We start from the raw sequence: 18,639 nt of genomic DNA, 5'->3' as shown, positions 1-18,639 counted from the left end.
CCTTTCAACTTGCTTCTGTTTATTATGTAAAAAACCCTTCTTTGTGCAAGAAGGGATTTGCATTCCAGAATATTTCTCAACGTATCAAAACACCTCACATTATAACACACGTTCCTAATGTTTCACAATAATATATACATTCTCTTGTAAGCGATGCGCAATACCATCTAAAATTGCCTCTAAATTATTTGCAACAAATTCTAGTTCCTCCATCGACTCACAAACAAATAAAGGAGCACCACCTGCAAATTTTTCTGGCGCTGTTGTAATAACTGCCAGGATAACGCTTTCTAACATCATCTCTTATCTCCCCTTCCTTTCGGGGCTTCCGATGACATATGGACAGCACTTTCTAACGTTGGTACATTTCCTATGACACTTATTGCTTTCTCTGCATCTTGATCTTGCGGTAAGACAAAAATCCCAACCCTGCCATCCTCTAAATCACGCTTTGCTAACGGTACAAGCGCTGGTGTACCAGAATCTCTATAAATCCCTAACGCCACCGAAACATCGTGTAAAATAGCTTGCCGTTGCCCTAAATTTGAGATTGTCACCATCGCATCAATTGATTTCGGTTTTAATATAAACCCCATGCCATATTTCATAATCTCTTCTTGCCTCACTGGCAATCCAATATTCATAATATAAATATTATCGATATAAAGCCCTGCTCCTTCAAAACGCAGCGGAACATGCTCAATATCTACAAGGTCATGGAGTCTTCTACCAGACATTAATTTTTTCGCAATAAAAAATGCGATTATAGCCATAATTACTCCAGCAATCCATGAACGGAACCCTATATACGCAAACGTCGTTGCAAACGACGTTAACATCGCCAAATAGTTGCGACTTTCAAAAACCAATGCAATCCCTTCAATGTACGTATTTCCACGCGGTACGAGCTCATACCCATCTAATTGTTGAAGTGTATTTCTTTCCATATTACGTACATCACGAAATTGTGTCGCTGCTAACGTAAGAAATGTAATGGCAGAAAAATCTTTTTTCAAAATAGATGGGATTGCAATCGCTCCTAAAGCTGCTGCAATTAACCCCATTGCAATATGAATAATCTTTCCATGTAGCCTCGTCGGATATTGCCGTGTATCCGTCCGAAGCATTAACACCCTTGTAACTGTCCCCGCTATTACGCCGCATAAAATGGCTGGTGTATATTCAGTCATGTATTACCCTCGCCTTTCTTTTACGTGTTTTTCTCTTAAACTGTTCCATGTATACTGATGCTTTTGCAATCCAAAACAATACTGCCATGAATAATGTAGAAACGGCGACGATATCAAAAAATGCTAAACTACCGTAATCATATGGAAAATTCAATTTCCGAAAAATAAATGTCACTAGCAACTCTCCTTGTAACATCCCTACATATAGGGAACATAATCGTAATATGCGATCCCCATGCAATAACACCGATGCATACACAAGAGCACTACTTAGCAGAAACACTCTATCCACCACAATCCAAATCGGATCATATATCTCTAACAGATGAAAACTTGTATATAACATCGCAATAATAAGTGCCGAAAGTAAGCTATATAATTTTTTCCAAACAGAATACAGCGCGATCCCTATAAAAGAAATAATACAAAGTAAAAGAGCATTTACTGATACCATGAATGAGGCGATCGTTACATGTAACGGAGAGCAAATTATAAAAATCAATATACAAGCGCCTAACTTCCACCGAATATGGTCCTTTTTCATAAAAAAGGTTACGACAACCCACCCTATCCAAGCTATAAAATAAAAAGTACTTCCATCCATCTACTTCACCTCCTATGTTTTCCATTATGGGAATTTTTTATGAAAGTTAATCCACTTTATTTACGCATAGTTTTTTCTTATAACAGCAACACTTTTAACAAGGAGGTGTTATTCATTATGGGTAAAGATCGCCAAGAACGAAAACTACGAGAATCACGCCGCGTTGAATCTGATCGTGATCAATCACTACAATATCCAGGTGCAACTGGACTTGATACACCAGAGCAGGCTCGAAAACAAAACCAGCACTAATGAACACAAAAAGACGGTTTCGATATTGTACGAAACCGTCTTTTACATAATCATTTTAATGATTTTTATTTATATCGAAATAATATTTTGTGTACTATATCCTCCTATCACTTCTTTTTACCTCCACCTATTTCCTTTAGAAAATACCAATTCCATTTTATATTACGAGAAAGAAAACAAAACAAAAAAATCAACCGAACGGTTGATTTTTTATCTCCTACTATAATGCGCAGTATCAATACCACGCTGCATTAACCAATGATATGTTTCACCTTTTACAACAAGAGGTACAGACTGCAACTCTTCTATCGTCTTCGCACCAAGAGCTGTCATAATAAATTTCAAATCTGTATGTAGAAGTTCAATTTCATCCACTAATTTCTCGATACCATCTTGCATTAAAATACGTAAAAAGTAACCAGCAAACGCAGTTGTATTCGCCCCTAATGCGATTGCTTTCGCTACGTCAAGCGCTGTCTGTATACCCCCTGATGCAATAAAAGAGAGGTTATTATTTGTAGAGGTTGCTTCAATAATCGAGGTTGCTGTTTGTATGCCCCAGTTATTAAAATAAGAAAGCATTCGCTGTCTTCTTTCATTTTCAACAGCAGCAAAATTCGTACCACCTTGCCCACCAATATCAATTGCCGTTACACCTACGTTCGCTAACTGTTGCATTGTTTCCTTGCTCATCCCAAATCCAACTTCTTTTACAATGACAGGAACTTTACTATTTAAAACAATTTTCTCTATGCGCTGAAGTACACCAGTAAAGTCACGGTCTCCTTCTGGCATCGTTAACTCTTGTATGACATTTAAATGAATTTGCAATGCATTCGCTTCAATCATATCAACGGCACGCTCTGCCTGCTCGATAGTTGCCTCACTACCTAAATTAGCAAAGAAAATACCATTCGGGTTTACCTTTCTAATCACCTTATAAGAAGCAGCCTCACTTTCATCTTTTAACGCCGCCATTTGCGACCCTACAGCCATAGCAAGGTTATGCTGTTTCGCTACATATGCTAATTGCTCATTAATATGTAACGTTTTCTCTCCTCCACCACCAGTCATCGCATTGATAAAAATCGGCGAACTTAGTGAAAGTTCGCCGATTTTTGTTTCACATGTTATTGTGTCATAATTTGAATTTGGCAAGCTTTGATGCACAAAATCAATATCATGAAAGCCATGCGTACGAGACTGACCAGTAGAAAGAGCGTATTCAATATGATCTAATTTACGTTTTGCCCTTACCACTTGTACCCCTCATTATTTCTTTAATTTTTTCAGTTGTTCACCAATAATATCACTTAATTGGAAAGTAGCAGAATCAGCATTTGGCTCATACTGACTATAATCTTCAATTACATTATTTTCCTCAAGCGCTTCTTTTATACTTAAAGAAATACGTTTCTCTGCTACGTGAACTTCAAGTACTTTCACTTTTACTTCTTGTCCCATTTCCAATACTTCATTCGGGTTTTTCACGTGACGATTTGCAATTTGAGATACGTGTACTAGTCCTTCAACGCCAGGTAAAATCTCAACGAATGCACCAAATGTAACAAGGCGTTTTACTACTCCCTCACGAATATCTCCAGCTTTTATTTCGCCAGCAACGTTTTCCCAAGGTCCTGGTTGAGCCGCTTTAATTGATAAAGAAATACGTTGTGTATCAGCATCAACAGATAACACCTTCACCTTAACCTTTTGACCTTGCTCTAATACTTCAGAAGGTTGCTCTACACGTTCGTGTGAAATTTGTGAAATGTGAACTAAACCGTCCACGCCACCAACGTTAACGAAAGCACCAAAGTCAGTTAATCGTTGCACTGTTCCTTCAACAACGTCACCTTCTTTTAATGAAGAAATTGCTTCTTTTTTCTTAGAATCTAGTTCTAATTCTACTACCGCTTTATGCGAAAGGATTACACGATTTTTTTCACGGTCTAATTCAACAATTTTCACCGCTAATGTTTTACCTTTATAGTCAGTAAAGTCTTCTACATAATGTACTTCTACAAGTGAAGCTGGAATAAAACCGCGAACACCAAGGTCCACAACTAATCCGCCATTCACAATATCTTTTACAGTAACATCAAATACATGACCAGAAGTAAATTTCTCTTGTAATTCTACCCATGCTTTTTCTGCATCAACAGCACGTTTAGATAAGACAAGATCATCTTCTTCTAATTTAATAATTTTCAACTCTAGTGTTTGATCTAATTCTACAACATCGCTTGCTTTTTCAATATGAACGTTAGCTAATTCACTAATTGGAATTACGCCATCTGTTTTGTATCCAACATTTACAAGCACTTGTTTCTCTTCAACTTTCGTTACAGAACCTGTAACAACGTCACCAACTTGTAATTCTTTTGAATCCATAACTTCTTCATTCATTTTCTCTACCATGGAAATACCTCCCTACAGAATTGACAAAGCATTTTTTTATGTATATACGAAATGAAAACAAAGTTTTCATTTGCATGTTTAAGAATCTCTCATCACATACTCTTTTTCAATACCATTCACAAGAAAATATATTAAACCTATATAAATAGTATACAGCAAAACCAGCTTGAAAAAAGTATGTTTTGAAATATAATAGCGAATATATTCTGACAGTTTTATTCCTCTTTAACTAACTTCTTACAAATTACCTCATTTGTCAAGGAAAGAGACTCACAATTCACGTATCCTTTACATTTCTATTTCAACAAAAAAAGAAAGAGGATTATCCCCTTTCTTTATTTCGCAAACACTCCTGAAACAATACTCATAATTTTTTGGACAACTTCTTCAATTGATAAAGAAGTCGTATCTAATTCCAATGCATCATCAGCCTTTTTTAGTGGAGAAACTTCGCGTTCTGAATCTAATTTATCACGCTGAGCAATTTCTTCTTTTAGCTGCTCTAAATTAGAATCGAAACCTTTATTTAAATTTTCTAAATGCCTTCTTTCCGCTCTTTCTTCAACAGAAGCAAGCATAAAGATTTTCACTTCAGCATCCGGTAATACATGTGTACCAATATCACGGCCGTCCATTACAACGCCGCCTTTTTTCGCTAACTCTTGCTGACGACGTACCATTTCTTCACGAACAAGGCGATGCTTCGCTACAATAGATACTCGATTCGTCACATCAGGTGTACGGATTACTTCAGAAACATCTTGTCCATTCAAAAATACAAGCTGCGTATTTTCTCCTTGCTGAAATTCAATATTTACATTCTTTACAACTTCCATTAACTGTTCTTCATTTTCAATATCTACTTTTTGTTCAAGGGCTGCATATGTAAGCGTACGGTACATCGCGCCTGTATCAATATAAACGTAAGAAAGTTCCTTCGCAACAACTTTTGCCACTGTACTTTTCCCAGCAGCTGCTGGACCATCTATAGCAATTGAAATTCGTTTATCCATTGTAACACCTCATTTTTTCACTTATAAAACAAAACGAAAAGCAGGTGTTCACCCTGCTTCTTCTCATTTGCTTCACGTCATTAAATCCTCAATTATTGTAGCATAATCCTTCATAGAAGAAAATGAAAACTACCTATTCACCTGCAAGATTTCTGCTTTATTTTTTACCATGACACCTTCGTAATAAACAATTTTAGATAAATATTTCACTGATGACTTATGTATAAATAACAATTGTACAACAGAAAGACAAATGAATTGTATTATTAATATACGAATAAAAATTCTCTCCATCTTTTTCAACATAATTGCCCCCTCCTATACTATATTTGCACATTTCGTTTCGTGATTTTATACATCGTACATATAGCAGTTAATTTTATTGTCATTTTCGAGGCATACTTTTATACATTTCCATTGTCGAATTTACTCAAAACATGTTATGTTCTAAATGTATTTTTTTACTTGAAAGGGGTATAAGCATTGAAAAGAATCCTAGTTTTACACACAGGTGGAACAATTGCAATGGAGGAAGATAAAGAAACTGGGGTCGTACAACCAGGTGAAAAAAATCCTCTTTTAAAATTCATTCCTGATTTAGAAGGCGATGTTGATTTAATCGTTGAAGATGTGTTCCATCTACCATCTCCTCATATGACACCGAGCGAAATGTTACAATTACAAGTCATCATTGATGAAAGAGTAAAACAAGGCAACATTCATGGCGTAGTCATTACGCATGGTACGGATACATTAGAAGAAACAGCTTATTTCTTAGATTTAACAGTACAAGCAACCATTCCGATTGTTGTGACAGGTGCAATGCGCTCTAGCAATGAGTTAGGTGCTGATGGTCTATATAACTTCTTATCAGCTGTAAAAGTTGCTAGTTGTGATGAAGCTGCAGAAAAAGGTGTTTTAGTCGTATTAAACGACGAAATTCATTGCGCTACAAATGTAACGAAAACACATACAAGTAATGTCGCAACATTCCAAAGCCCACAATATGGACCAATTGGAATGGTAACAAAACGCGGTGTTGTCTTCCATCACGCTTTAGTACATCACGAAACATATACGATAAACAAAGTATCTAAAAATGTAGTTGTTCTAAAAGCATATGCCGGCATGGATGATACATTATTAGCAGCAATCGAAAATCTTCCTGTAGACGGTATTGTTATCGAAGCGCTTGGACAAGGTAATCTACCTCCAAGAACACTTCCTAGTCTAGAACGATTATTAAATAAAGGTATTCCTGTCGTATTAGTTTCTCGCTGTTTCAACGGTATCGTTCAAGACGTATATTCGTATGAAGGTGGCGGTAAACACTTAAAAGATATGGGCATTGTATTCACATACGGCTTAAATGCACAAAAAGCACGCATTAAATTACTTGTCGCATTAGAGAATACAAATTCTCATGAATCCATTCAAAATATGTTTATGCACGAATAAAAAGGAGCTGTCGAGGTTTTCCCGACAGCTCCTTTTTATTTTTCTCTTGATGCAATAGTTTGTGCAATCGCATCTCCATGAAATCTACCGTTCTCGATAAATATTTCATTTGCATTATTTCCAGCAGCTATGACACCTGCAATGAAAATATTTTCAGCATTCGTTTCCATTCTATCCTCTGTATAAATTGGACGTCCTGTTTCTTCATCAATCTTAACACCCATCTTTGTTAAGAAGCTATGATCAGGATGATAACCAGTCATCGCAAATACAAAATCATTTTGGATTGTAAAATCTTCACCATCAACTGTAAACGTTAATGTATGCTCAGTAATTTCTTTCACATGAGCCCCGAAATGCATTTGAATTGTGTCGTTTCGTACTAACGCCTCAAATTCCGGCAAAATCCAAGGCTTTATGCTTGGTGAATACTCACTTCCACGATACAGTACCGTTACACGCGCACCAGCTTTAACAAGTTCTAACGCGGCATCTACACTCGAGTTTTTCCCACCTATAACTACTACATCTCGATCAAAATAAGGATGCCCCTCTTTAAAATAGTGAGCTACTTTCTTCAATTCCTCACCTGGAACATTCATATAATTTGGATTATCATAATATCCAGTTGCTACAACAATATATTTCGCTATATATATTTCTTTACTTCCGTCACGCTTTGTCGTCTCAACCTGAAAAACTTCTCCATCGTTTTGAACTTTCTCCACTCGCTCAAAAGCATTTACACGTACAGATTTACGTTTTACTACTTCACGATAATACGCAAGCGCTTGATTTCGAACTGGCTTACGATTTTCTGTAATAAAAGCTACATCACCAATTTCTAATTTTTCACTAGAAGAGAAAAATGTTTGATGAGTTGGATAATTATAAATGGCATTTACAATGTTTCCTTTTTCAATTACTAACGGATTTATCCCTACCTTTTGCAACGAAATCGCTGCCGCTAATCCGCACGGACCGCCTCCGATTATAATAACTGTTTCTTTCTGCATACTCGTCCACTCCTAGTCTTCTACCAATACACTATTTATAAAAACAAGAAAAAACCTACTTACAGCAGTAGGCACCTATCTTTATTGTATTCATTTTTCATATATTTGTCATCTAAACGAAACGTACATCCGATAGACATCTGCTAAAAACTGCTGAAATTTAATACCTTGTTTCCCTAATACATTCTCAGGATCAATCTTTCTAGCTGGATCAAGCGTTTTATGTGACACGATATCTTTTTTCGGATTTAAGCCAAAATTTTGGCATAAATACGCATGATACCATGTAAAACGATTATATGCTTCCCAAAAGTTAACATCACCGCCATAACAAAGTTCCACTCCAATGGCCGCCTTATTCGCGTCATAGCCGTATAAGTCATTATCCGTCGGCACACCATATCGAACATGATATGCAACTTCATTTATAGGAATAATCTCCAATATTGTTTTATCATCTATAAATGTATGCGCCGAAGCTTTCGGTTGTAATTCATTAAAGTAATCTCGATTTCCTATCGCATTGCTTCCAGGATTCCCCGTATCATGGCTTACAATAAATCTCACTTTAGTTAGAGGAATCCCCGGTCGTGAACTTCCATATCCTATATAGTTGCGCTCTATAGGAAACATCGCCATTGCTACCAACTCCCGCTCTAGAAGATTACCTTACTTCCTTATATATGTATTCGGTAGCAATGTCCTTATCGCATATTTCTTACGCAAAGAGAAAATCGAAAATATTTGAAGTGAACACCATAAACAACAAGATACTTACAGCCACTCCATAAAAACCGTAAAACCAAACACAATCTTCTTTCGTATCTAAACCGAAAAATTTGTTTACCGATTGTAATAATGTGCCACGCTTGCTTTGTTTGTTTCGTAATACTTCCACTCGCTCTACAACATCTGCTGGCATCATAAATCTTTGGTCTACTGTCATTTTCATCATTTATCTCTCCTTAAAATCATTTCCGTTTTGTTTATCTAAGGAGAGTATAGCACGTTTGTTCGTACAGAACAAGCGTTCTTTTTATTTTTATTTTATTTTTCAGCAAGCCAAGTAAAAATTGAGATTACAACGGCAATAATCGGCCCTACTACAACCATACCAAATATCAAAAACAGTAGCCCTTCCCCGAATATCCGAACAGTACTTATTTTTCGAGCTTTCACCGTTCTTGCAAGTTCTCCCTCTAACCTCTTAACCTTTTCTTCTAATTGTTCTACTCGTTCCAGCATTTCATTCTCCATATACAACACCTCATTTAATACTTCAACAAAAAAACGTGATTCCCTCGAAAGGAAATCACGTTTTCTCAAGATATAATATTTTATACCCAACCTCTGAAGCGGCTTGCTTCAGCCATTTTACGAACACCAATCATGTACGCCGCTAAGCGCATGTTCACTTTACGAACTTGTGCTGTTTCATAAATAGAATCAAATGATTTTACCATTACTTTTTCTAAACGTTGTTCTACTTCTTCTTCAGTCCAGTAGTAACCTTGGTTATTTTGTACCCACTCAAAGTAAGATACCGTTACACCACCAGCACTTGCTAATACGTCTGGAACAAGTAAAATTCCGCGATCTGTTAAAATTTTAGTCGCTTCTAATGTTGTTGGACCATTTGCAGCTTCAACAACGATTTTCGCTTTAATATCATTAGCATTTTCTTCTGTAATTTGGTTCTCAATTGCAGCTGGAACTAAAATATCGCAATCAAGCTCTAACAATTCTTTGTTTGAAATTGTATTGTTAAATAGCTTTGTTACTGTACCGAAGCTATCACGACGGTCTAATAAATAATCAATATCTAATCCGTTTGGATCATGTAAAGCGCCGTAAGCATCTGAGATTGCAATAACTTTCGCACCTGCATCATGCATAAATTTAGCTAAGAAGCTACCAGCATTACCGAACCCTTGAACAACAACGCGTGCACCCTTAATATCAATGCCACGTTTTTTCGCAGCTTCGCGAATACAAATTGTTACACCTTTCGCAGTTGCTGTTTCACGTCCATGTGATCCACCTAATACAAGCGGTTTACCTGTAATAAATCCTGGTGAATTAAATTCATCAATACGGCTATACTCATCCATCATCCATGCCATAATTTGAGAGTTTGTGAATACATCTGGAGCTGGAATATCTTTCGTCGGACCTACGATTTGGCTAATTGCTCGTACATAACCGCGGCTTAATCTTTCTAACTCACGGAATGACATTTCACGTGGATCACAGATAATTCCACCCTTACCTCCACCATATGGTAAATCAACAATACCACATTTTAAACTCATCCAGATTGAAAGTGCTTTCACTTCATTTTCTGTTACATTCGGATGGAAGCGAATTCCACCTTTCGTTGGACCAACAGCATCATTATGTTGTGCACGATATCCTGTAAATATTTTAACAGTCCCGTCATCCATACGAACTGGTATTTTCACTGTCATCATACGAATTGGTTCTTTTAATAATTCATATACTTCGTTTGGATAACCCAATTTTTCTAACGCTTCACTAATAACAATTTGTGTTGAATTCAATAGTTCAAAATGTTGTTCCCTTTGTTGTTGTGTTTTTGTTTGAGTTCCCTTTTCGGCTACCATAGTAAGTAAACCCCCTGTAATTTCACTTGTTTAGTAAACCTTCATTGCCTAGTATACACCCTTAAATTTGGAATGCAATAGAAAACGCTAACAAATATATACAAACTATTTTCTGTTGCAAGCGTTTTCACTATTATTATAGTCCTTTTATTACTTTTAGAAAAGTAAAATACTTAAATATTTAAATATTTTTTATTTTCCTCAGCGACGCTCCCATAAAACTGCATATTTTATTTTCAAAAAGTATGTTCGCGTATTTACTATCATCCCTTCCCTTATCCAAATAAAAACAAAACCTCAGCTATGTTGTATTAGCTGAGGTTTTGTTTTTTCACAAAGTAATTGTGTATTTGTTCTATCGCGTTAAAATCCATTAATTCTTTACCGTACTCCATGATGCGATAAATAGTTGCTGTAGACGGATTGCCGTATTCCGCTAAAATAGCTATAAAATCCGCTTTTAACAATTGAATTTGTTCCTCTTCTTCCACCCAAAGATAGAAGCGCTCATCCCACGTATATAGCTTTCCGCCAGTTACACCAAGGTTATATAAGCGATTCGACAGGTTAATTATGTCATCTAGCGTAGCAAACTCATATAATATATGTTCACTTTCATCTAGAGTCACTTGCATTTCAATAAACTCGTCACGGAACTCATCATCCGTATCCATTTCTTGATTTTCTTTCGTTACAATTACAACCATCCCTTGTGCTTGTAGAGAAAACACTTCAACTGCAATCGGACCATCTGCTTCAAATCCTAATTCCTTATTTGCTTCTTGCATCATATCACGAAATAATTGCTGTACTTTCGGCGCATTTCTCCATAAATCTTCTTTCGTTAATCCTCGTTCAGATAAATCATCAAATGTTAGAAAAATTTTTATCTTATTGTAATTTAATCGTTCCAGCCTCATCTCATACCCTCCCTACGTAACCAATGCATCTAATTTTTATTATATGAAATAGAAAATAGATGGTTCTTTTCGAACAACTATTCCGACATTTTTAACCATTCATCCCATTCTTCTTTCGTATCACCAATTAAGATTGTTTCAATGTCCAACTGGTTTAGAACGCCTAGCTTTCCGATAAATCCAACAGAAAGAGATTCCCTTTTTTCTTGTAATACATTTATAAAGTTCATCGTCTTTTTCATTTCTAGTTCGTCAGCAAAAGATACAAACACATATTTCGGCTGTATTTCCTCTACCGCTGACAACATACCATCTTCAGCTAAGCTTGTCCTAATATATATCGCCTCATATCCTTTTAAGCGTAAATAAGTTGAAAAAATAAATCCTTTCAATGCATTCTTTTCTAACACAATAACTTTGTGTAAAGAAGAAAACATTGAGGCATTGTGATACACCATCCCTAGACGCGTTTGTAAAAATGATAGTGCATATTGAAATTGCACCATTGAAATCTCATTATTATTTTTTGACGTTAATAATTTGTCTGTCACTCGAAGAACGATACTGGCAACAACCTTTTCTGTTGAATATATACTAAAAGCTTCGTTTAATAATGCAGCAATTGTAATTTCATCAAATTTTAACAAAGCTTGTAGCAAATCGTCCACTAAAACAACTTCTTTATCGCAATGTATCTCTTTTTGAACTGTACTCTGCAAACGATTCTCTTCTAATAACTGAACTGCTTGTCCAATCATCATACCGGAAGAAACTTTTTCCATTAACCATTTTAAAATTTGAATATGCTCTTCTGTATATAAACGATGTCCAGCTTGATTCCGCTTTGGGGCAATAATTTGATATCGTCTTTCCCATGCGCGAAGCGTACTCGGCTGAACTCCAATTATATTTGAAACAGCTTTTATATTATATTTTCCACTAAGAGTTGGCATCATTTCCCTCCGCACAATGTAATAATATGTGTTTGAGCAGGCGCTCGGAAACGAAGTGGTATCAATGTTGTTCCGTACCCATTACTAACAAAGAGAATCGTATTCAAATGGTTATATACGCCACCTTTTAAATATTTTTTAGATGGGAATAATCGGATTTGTCCTCCATGCGTATGTCCACTTAATACAAGTGAGATCTGTTCATTTCCAGACATCTTTTTTATTATATCAGGGTTGTGACTAACTAAGATACGAAAACCATCTTCTTTACAATCCGCCAATGCCAAATCTAAACGATCACGGTGCAATCCAACATCATCTATACCGAGCAAACAAATTTTCTCGCCTAATTCAGACTCAAATACCACTCTTGTATTATCTAAAACTTTTACGTTATTTTCTAATAATAAAGCATCTAATTCATGATATTCTATCTCATAATCATTGTTTCCCCACACAAAATATACAGGAGCTATCTCTCTTAACTTTTGAATATTGGCAGAGATTTTTGATAAAGAGACTCCTTTCTCTGCTAAATCTCCTCCGATAATTACGAGATCTACTTTTCCTTTTACTTGTTCAATTAACAAATTCGAAATGACTCTTCTATGAATATCAGAAATAAAAAACACATTTACTTTTTGAAAACTTTTCGGAAATTCTTTAAATACTAAAGTATGTTCCAACACTGTATTACGCATCGCTTCTTTATACATCACAAGAAGTAATAAAATCCCCATTCCTATGAGAGTACTGAATAATATAATCCATATCATATTTTTTACTCCCCTCATCATAAAGATAACCCTAGGCTTTTATAACAAACTGCGTTCGCCTAATTCACTAGCTCTCTTGCTTTGTGGACTTATCTTTTATCGGAATTTTTAATTCTTGACCTGCACTCACTTCATCTTCTTGCAAGTTATTATACTTTTTAATTACTTCAACCCCATTTTCATCTGAAAAATATTGCTTCGCTATACTTTCTAAAGTTTCTCCCTCTTTCACAGTATGCGTTATCGCTTTTTCAGACTGTTTCTGCGACTCAGATTTAGCTGAATCAAAGAAGATTACTTCAAACGCACTTTTCCCGGCATTATTACTATCGCCCTTCACCTGAATATATTTATCCGTATACCACAAAATACTAATCGGCAGCAGAATGAATAGAAATGTTAAAACCCGGACGAAAATATGATTTATTTTAAACTTTTGTTTTTTCTCTTTATTTCTATGAATTTCACTACGCGGCGGTAAACTTTCTTTTTCTTCTACTCGCTCAACTTCTAATTCCTCTTCAAAATCAGGAATTCGTTTCCTCATGTTGTTCACCACCACCTTCCATTTATTTTCTTAATTGGAGTCCCATTATAAAATCAACAAGAAAGTGTGCAAAGATTGTTATAAACAAATTCCCTGTCCATTCAAATACATAACCAAAGACAAAACTAATGAAACAGACGAAACAAAACAAAAATGGCTTTGCTATATAACGAATATGTAACACTGCAAATACGAAACTCGCAATTACAATTCCAAAATGAGTCTGCACTACACCTCTAAATAAAAATTCTTCTGCAAAACCGATTACGAACGTAATAATGAGTAAATGCAGAACCGACATTCCTCGAAACATCTTATCGTTAATACCACCATCATCAAACCAAGACTCTGGAAACACTCGCATTGCAACATAATCTAATAACACAATACCAATCGCTAACAAACCACCTATAATAAGTATAGATACTGGTTCCCATCTCCATAAATTAAACACTTCTTTTACATCTTGAAATAATATATATGCTAGTAAACAGCCAATACCGATAATAATTAACTGTGTTATATATAGATTCAGCCTTATTTCCTGCGGACTCATATCTTCAACATTATGCCTTTGAATGTTCATCATTCCCCCATCTTTTCTAGGCCGAAAAGCTTTTGTAACTCTGTTTCCCAATTATAGTCGAAATCCGATTGTTGCGCTCGTCTTTTTTTATAATCTTCTTTTGTAATACCACAATAATCACAGCAATTATTTAACTCTTTCTCTTTCCTATAACCGAACTGTTGCAGCACATATTCACGTCTACATCCTTTAACTCGTATCCATGACTTCATATTTTCTAGCTCACTATATTTATTACGCAACCTTATTTCTACTTCAGCTATTAATCGGTTCATAATTTCATCTGACAAACCCTCTAATAATAATCTTCGTTGTTGTATAATTCCAACCTGTTCGAGATGATAACGAACGAAACGCCAATATTGCTCATTAAATCTTGCTGCATTATAACAAATTTCTTCTACATCTTCTATTGGTAATTCTTTCGTTTGAAACATTCTTTCTTGTAGTAAAGAAAATAAAAATTGTATTTGCGACTTACTTGGCAATTCATCCTCAATGATTGAAATTGGTAAATCATGATCCAACGGACTACACAATAAAATAGCTATACTCGGTTCGCCATCTCTTCCAGCTCTTCCGATTTCTTGTAAGTAAGAAGCTATATTAGTTGGATAATGAAAATGAATAATATATTGCGTATTCGCCTTATTTACCCCCATACCAAATGCACTTGTACATATTACAAGCTGCAATTGATCGTTCATAAACTGTTGTTGAATTAACATACGCTCTTCATGTTCCATACCACCATGATAAAAAGCTACACCAGTAACACCTTTTCCTCTCAAGTATTCCGTTAACCTTTCTGTCCACGCTCTACTTGAACAATATACAATTCCCGGCCCTTGTAAATACATCACCTGCTCCAAAAGCGCCTCTTTCTTTTCTTCTATCGTCTCTACAAATTGCACCTTCATTGCAATATTAGGACGGTCAATAGAGTATACATGTTCCGCGGCACCCTTTAAATTTAAACTGTCTGCGATATCTTGTAGTACCTCTTTTGTCGCTGTAGCTGTCAATGCTAATACTGTAGGAGAACCAATATTTTCAATAACTACATTTAGTTTCTTATAGTCCGGTCTAAAATCATAACCCCATTGAGAAATACAATGAGCCTCATCAACAACAAATAATGAAATATGAATTTTCTTCAATTCCCTAATTAATAACTCCGACTGTAACATCTCTGGTGAAACAAAAATAAATTTATATGAAGATAATTTTTTCATCGCTTCTCTTTTTTCATTTAATGTCCGAAAACTATTAAATGCTATCACTCGGTTTTTCACAACATACTTTAATTGTGTCACTTGATCTTCCATTAAAGATAATAACGGTGATACAACAAGCACTGTTCCTTCTCGCATAAGCCCCGGAAACTGATAGCACATAGATTTCCCTCTTCCAGTCGGAAGCATTGCTATCACATCTTTTCCTTCTAATAAATCTGTAATAACTCCTTTTTGACCTGGACGAAATTCAGAATATCCAAACCACTTATATAAATATTCTTCAAGTTTCATTTACACCCTCCATCCGCGCTAATACAAGACGAACTTCAAAATAAGAGATATCTTCTCCAACCGCTTGTTTCAAAACACGTAACTTCCGCGTTTGTAATGCTTCAATTACTTTTATTACTTTGTCTATCTTTTCTTTTTCCATAAACATTTCAATAGAAAAATCTTTTTCTCGCAAAGCAATTTCAACAAAATGATCTTCTATCGTTGCAACCTTTAAATTCCGAATCGTCGCTATTTCTTCTAAAGAACGCCCTTGTCTCCAAAAATTATATGTTTTTTTCGTGGATAAACTAAATAATTCAGCTCTCTCATTTGGATAAGATATAATTTCAGCTAATAGTGGAAATTCATTTTCTTTATCACGAACTTCTTGTATAAAGAAATGCATTGTACCCCAAAATAAAAAATACACCCTGAATATATCTTGTTTCGTAATTTCTGCTAATTGTTGCAATGTACAACCAATACGTTCATAGCCCGTTAGTCGATATGTTACAATCGTCGCTTCTATCGCATTACTCTTTTCCAAAAGATTATGTACTTCCGTCCATAGTTTCCTCGCCAACTCACTTCTTTTATATGGCCTTCCTGTTAGAAAACGTTTTACCCACATCATTATTTCTGTATCTTGTTGAATTGGGATAAACTTCGTATTATTCTGTTGTAAATTTGATATGGTTTGAATAATCAATGATAATCTTTTCCAAAATGTTTCACCTAATTCACCATAATGTAAACCATGCAAATGTGCTGGAAAAGCATAAACTTCCTCCCATTTATGTAACTGCATTTTACCCGTAGGTGTTAACACATATGTATTTTCATGTATTTCTTGAATAAAATCCGCTTGCAACAACTTTACAACTTCACCATCATAGTCATTTCTATTTAATGATTTATATATTCCGAATAAAAAAGAAATCCGGAACATATTTCCATCTTGTAAAGTTTGCGAAGAACGTTTGCCCTTTAGTAAATAATAAATAGAAGAAACGGTTCTTTCACCATTCAATTGTTTTAAACAATGCAACAAAGTATATTGTATTTGCATGACCGCTTCCACCTTCCAATCTTAACTTCATTCTTTTCAGTACAATTACACTATCTACTGTCGCTCATTAAACTTATCATATAAGAACTATATACTTGTATATATTCTATTGTATCAAACGAAATCACATTTACGTATTTTGAAAATCTTATGACATAATTCAAAAATAAGTTGACACTCTAATTGATAAGCATTATCATTATAATTTTATGTTGAAAAGTTTCACAAACCGTTTTACAATAAGGTTATAATTTTTATGGCGAGCTTTTCACATACATATTATCAGGAGGGAAAAAAGATGGCAAAATATACAATCGTTGATAAAGATACTTGTATTGCATGTGGTGCTTGTGGCGCTGCTGCACCAGACATTTATGACTATGATGATGAAGGTATTGCATTTGTAACATTAGACGATAACCAAGGTATCGTTGAAATTCCAGATGTATTAATTGAAGATATGATGGATGCATTCGAAGGCTGTCCAACTGACTCAATTAAAGTTGCTGACGAATCATTCGACGGAGACGCTTTAAAATTCGAATAGTCTTTTATTAACTTCAAAAAACGCCCCTCATATTGATGAGGGGCGTTTTTTGTATCTAAATTTTATTTTCCTTAATAAAAAACCATTAGTAGTTCCACACTACTAATGGTTTTAATATATATTATGCATTTTTCATTTTTGCAAACACCCATACTTTCAGGCGTGAGAATAATGCTACAAATACAATTGTTACAACAATTCCTTTAATTAAATTAAATGGTAAGATTGCCGTTACAACCGTTGTTCTGATAGCTTCGCTAGACATAGCCGGTGAATTTAAAAACCAAGTGTAAGCCGGGAATATGATGATGTAGTTTAATACACTCATAATAAGTGCCATTGTAATTGTCCCTAGCATTAATCCTGTCGTTAAACTCTTCACAGTACGATACTTTCTAAATAAGAAAGCTGCTGGTCCAATAAATAAACATCCTGCAATAAAGTTTGCAATTTCTCCAACTGGTACTCCTGTTAAACTTCCTTGAATCCCGTAATGTAAAATGTTCTTTATCGCCTCTACAATCACTCCTGCTACTGGTCCAAAGATAATTGCTGCAATTAGAGCTGGTACATCACTAAAATCAATTTTCAAAAATGGCGGAAGCCCTGGGAACGGGAAATCCAACATCATTAGTAAATATGCAATACTACTTAGCATCGCTACACTCACCATCTGCACTACACTGTTTTTTTGTTTCATCTTTCTCTCTCCTTTTCCATCGATCATCTCATGGAAAGTGGAAAGGTTCTGCTATGCCTATTTTTTCATAGAACGAAAAAACCCTTTGTGTTTTACACAAAGGGAGAATTTAAGGCACATCAAACAGACGTTCAAATCCATATCTTTTTTGAACGCTTGAACCTCCATCTTCTCCCATCCAGACTATACTGTCGGCTTTGGAATCACACCAAATCCTGCCTTAACGGCTCGCGGGCTTAGAACAAAATCATAAATAGTTCATCACCGCCGGTCGGGATTTTCACCCTGCCCCGAAGATAGACCGATATTCTATTTTCCCCTTCATTATACAACAACCTCATAACATTGTGAACTAAAAAATCGTAACTTATTTAAAATTAGTTATTTATTTTTCGTAACAACAAATGAATTGCGAAATATTTTACAATACAATCCATATTTTTTATTATTCG

At 35.3% G+C, this 18,639-nt stretch carries 23 protein-coding genes and 1 riboswitch; of the genes, 3 read left to right on the top strand and 20 right to left on the bottom strand.

Annotated features, from left to right (window positions below; genetic code table 11):
• Window positions 1-114: 114 nt before the first annotated feature.
• The 3 genes from ACS2FK_RS08545 to ACS2FK_RS08535 are packed head-to-tail and all read right to left on the bottom strand — an operon-like array spanning window position 115 to window position 1,794.
• Entirely contained in the window at window positions 115-300 is a 186-nt protein-coding gene (locus ACS2FK_RS08545; RefSeq protein WP_000979048.1) for a capping complex subunit for YIEGIA, read from the bottom strand.
• The gene (locus ACS2FK_RS08540) at window positions 297-1,190 is read right to left on the bottom strand and encodes a YIEGIA family protein (protein WP_000141599.1); all 894 of its coding nucleotides are present in this window, start codon (window positions 1,188-1,190) and stop codon (window positions 297-299) included. The genes ACS2FK_RS08545 and ACS2FK_RS08540 overlap by 4 nt, the downstream gene beginning before the upstream one ends.
• Entirely contained in the window at window positions 1,183-1,794 is a 612-nt protein-coding gene (locus ACS2FK_RS08535) for a YphA family membrane protein (RefSeq protein WP_002093921.1), read from the bottom strand. The genes ACS2FK_RS08540 and ACS2FK_RS08535 overlap by 8 nt, the downstream gene beginning before the upstream one ends.
• Before the next feature lie 117 nt (window positions 1,795-1,911).
• On the opposite strand from ACS2FK_RS08535, the gene ACS2FK_RS08530 reads away from it, so the two are divergent.
• Window positions 1,912-2,046 (top strand): YpzI family protein, encoded by a 135-nt coding sequence (locus tag ACS2FK_RS08530; protein WP_000513900.1) that lies wholly within the window; start codon window positions 1,912-1,914, stop codon window positions 2,044-2,046.
• Window positions 2,047-2,256: 210 nt separating this feature from the next.
• Here the strand turns inward: ACS2FK_RS08530 and ACS2FK_RS08525 are convergent, their stop codons facing one another.
• The 4 genes from ACS2FK_RS08525 to ACS2FK_RS08510 form a co-directional block, all read right to left on the bottom strand.
• Window positions 2,257-3,306 (bottom strand): type 2 isopentenyl-diphosphate Delta-isomerase, encoded by a 1,050-nt coding sequence (locus ACS2FK_RS08525; protein WP_000251041.1) that lies wholly within the window; start codon window positions 3,304-3,306, stop codon window positions 2,257-2,259.
• Between the two features lie 12 nt (window positions 3,307-3,318).
• On the bottom strand, window positions 3,319-4,467 hold the full coding sequence (gene rpsA / locus ACS2FK_RS08520; RefSeq protein WP_000229558.1) for a 30S ribosomal protein S1: 1,149 nt from the start codon (window positions 4,465-4,467) through the stop codon (window positions 3,319-3,321).
• A 335-nt stretch (window positions 4,468-4,802) separates the two neighbouring features.
• Window positions 4,803-5,480: a (d)CMP kinase gene (gene cmk / locus ACS2FK_RS08515; protein WP_000361252.1), complete on the bottom strand. Its 678-nt coding sequence runs from the start codon at window positions 5,478-5,480 to the stop codon at window positions 4,803-4,805.
• 129 nt (window positions 5,481-5,609) lie between these two features.
• Window positions 5,610-5,783 carry a YpfB family protein gene (locus ACS2FK_RS08510; RefSeq protein WP_023521499.1) on the bottom strand — a complete coding sequence of 58 codons (174 nt, stop codon included), beginning with the start codon at window positions 5,781-5,783 and terminating at the stop codon, window positions 5,610-5,612.
• Window positions 5,784-5,963: 180 nt separating this feature from the next.
• Here ACS2FK_RS08510 and ansA point away from each other — a divergent pair, with 180 nt between their 5' ends.
• Entirely contained in the window at window positions 5,964-6,938 is a 975-nt protein-coding gene (ansA, locus tag ACS2FK_RS08505) for an asparaginase (protein ID WP_080469754.1), read from the top strand.
• Between the two features lie 35 nt (window positions 6,939-6,973).
• Here ansA and ACS2FK_RS08500 read toward each other — a convergent pair whose 3' ends face one another.
• From ACS2FK_RS08500 to ACS2FK_RS08445, 12 genes are all read right to left on the bottom strand, one after another.
• The gene (locus ACS2FK_RS08500) at window positions 6,974-7,954 is read right to left on the bottom strand and encodes a YpdA family putative bacillithiol disulfide reductase (protein WP_001168518.1); all 981 of its coding nucleotides are present in this window, start codon (window positions 7,952-7,954) and stop codon (window positions 6,974-6,976) included.
• A gap of 108 nt (window positions 7,955-8,062) precedes the next feature.
• Window positions 8,063-8,593 carry a peptidoglycan recognition protein family protein gene (locus ACS2FK_RS08495; protein WP_001240655.1) on the bottom strand — a complete coding sequence of 177 codons (531 nt, stop codon included), beginning with the start codon at window positions 8,591-8,593 and terminating at the stop codon, window positions 8,063-8,065.
• A gap of 79 nt (window positions 8,594-8,672) precedes the next feature.
• A complete protein-coding gene (locus ACS2FK_RS08490; RefSeq protein WP_001983018.1) occupies window positions 8,673-8,909 on the bottom strand; it encodes a DUF3961 domain-containing protein in 237 nt (78 codons plus the stop codon).
• Between the two features lie 92 nt (window positions 8,910-9,001).
• Window positions 9,002-9,211, bottom strand: coding sequence for a hypothetical protein (locus ACS2FK_RS08485; RefSeq protein WP_000426766.1), 210 nt, complete (start codon window positions 9,209-9,211; stop codon window positions 9,002-9,004).
• An 80-nt stretch (window positions 9,212-9,291) separates the two neighbouring features.
• Window positions 9,292-10,578, bottom strand: coding sequence for an NAD-specific glutamate dehydrogenase (gudB, locus tag ACS2FK_RS08480; RefSeq protein ID WP_000225172.1), 1,287 nt, complete (start codon window positions 10,576-10,578; stop codon window positions 9,292-9,294).
• Window positions 10,579-10,889: 311 nt separating this feature from the next.
• Window positions 10,890-11,498 carry a genetic competence negative regulator gene (locus tag ACS2FK_RS08475; protein WP_001235398.1) on the bottom strand — a complete coding sequence of 203 codons (609 nt, stop codon included), beginning with the start codon at window positions 11,496-11,498 and terminating at the stop codon, window positions 10,890-10,892.
• A gap of 77 nt (window positions 11,499-11,575) precedes the next feature.
• The gene (locus ACS2FK_RS08470) at window positions 11,576-12,451 is read right to left on the bottom strand and encodes a MerR family transcriptional regulator (RefSeq protein WP_001142715.1); all 876 of its coding nucleotides are present in this window, start codon (window positions 12,449-12,451) and stop codon (window positions 11,576-11,578) included.
• Window positions 12,451-13,227: a metallophosphoesterase gene (locus tag ACS2FK_RS08465; protein WP_000637796.1), complete on the bottom strand. Its 777-nt coding sequence runs from the start codon at window positions 13,225-13,227 to the stop codon at window positions 12,451-12,453. The genes ACS2FK_RS08470 and ACS2FK_RS08465 overlap by 1 nt, the downstream gene beginning before the upstream one ends.
• Window positions 13,228-13,294: 67 nt before the next feature.
• Window positions 13,295-13,774 (bottom strand): LysM peptidoglycan-binding domain-containing protein, encoded by a 480-nt coding sequence (locus ACS2FK_RS08460; RefSeq protein WP_001231555.1) that lies wholly within the window; start codon window positions 13,772-13,774, stop codon window positions 13,295-13,297.
• A 22-nt stretch (window positions 13,775-13,796) separates the two neighbouring features.
• On the bottom strand, window positions 13,797-14,360 hold the full coding sequence (locus ACS2FK_RS08455; protein ID WP_063546930.1) for a CPBP family intramembrane glutamic endopeptidase: 564 nt from the start codon (window positions 14,358-14,360) through the stop codon (window positions 13,797-13,799).
• Window positions 14,360-15,889 (bottom strand): ATP-dependent DNA helicase RecQ, encoded by a 1,530-nt coding sequence (gene recQ / locus ACS2FK_RS08450; RefSeq protein ID WP_063546929.1) that lies wholly within the window; start codon window positions 15,887-15,889, stop codon window positions 14,360-14,362. Before recQ ends, ACS2FK_RS08455 begins: the two co-directional genes overlap by 1 nt.
• On the bottom strand, window positions 15,879-16,940 hold the full coding sequence (locus ACS2FK_RS08445) for a helix-turn-helix domain-containing protein (protein WP_001167017.1): 1,062 nt from the start codon (window positions 16,938-16,940) through the stop codon (window positions 15,879-15,881). Before ACS2FK_RS08445 ends, recQ begins: the two co-directional genes overlap by 11 nt.
• A 298-nt stretch (window positions 16,941-17,238) precedes the next feature.
• On the opposite strand from ACS2FK_RS08445, the gene ACS2FK_RS08440 reads away from it, so the two are divergent.
• Window positions 17,239-17,487 (top strand): ferredoxin, encoded by a 249-nt coding sequence (locus ACS2FK_RS08440; protein WP_001151993.1) that lies wholly within the window; start codon window positions 17,239-17,241, stop codon window positions 17,485-17,487.
• 121 nt (window positions 17,488-17,608) lie between these two features.
• Here ACS2FK_RS08440 and ACS2FK_RS08435 read toward each other — a convergent pair whose 3' ends face one another.
• Complete coding sequence (locus ACS2FK_RS08435) at window positions 17,609-18,187, bottom strand: ECF transporter S component (RefSeq protein WP_000810856.1); 579 nt, start codon at window positions 18,185-18,187, stop codon at window positions 17,609-17,611.
• 162 nt (window positions 18,188-18,349) lie between these two features.
• Window positions 18,350-18,489: riboswitch (FMN riboswitch) on the bottom strand.
• Window positions 18,490-18,639: the final 150 nt, after the last annotated feature.

The sequence above is a fragment of the Bacillus cereus group sp. BceL220 genome, from assembly GCF_051776965.1.
GTDB lineage: Bacteria > Bacillota > Bacilli > Bacillales > Bacillaceae_G > Bacillus_A > Bacillus_A cereus.
The sequence above is the reverse complement of the archived record's forward strand: the minus strand, read 5'-3'. Positions and strand labels throughout refer to the sequence as shown.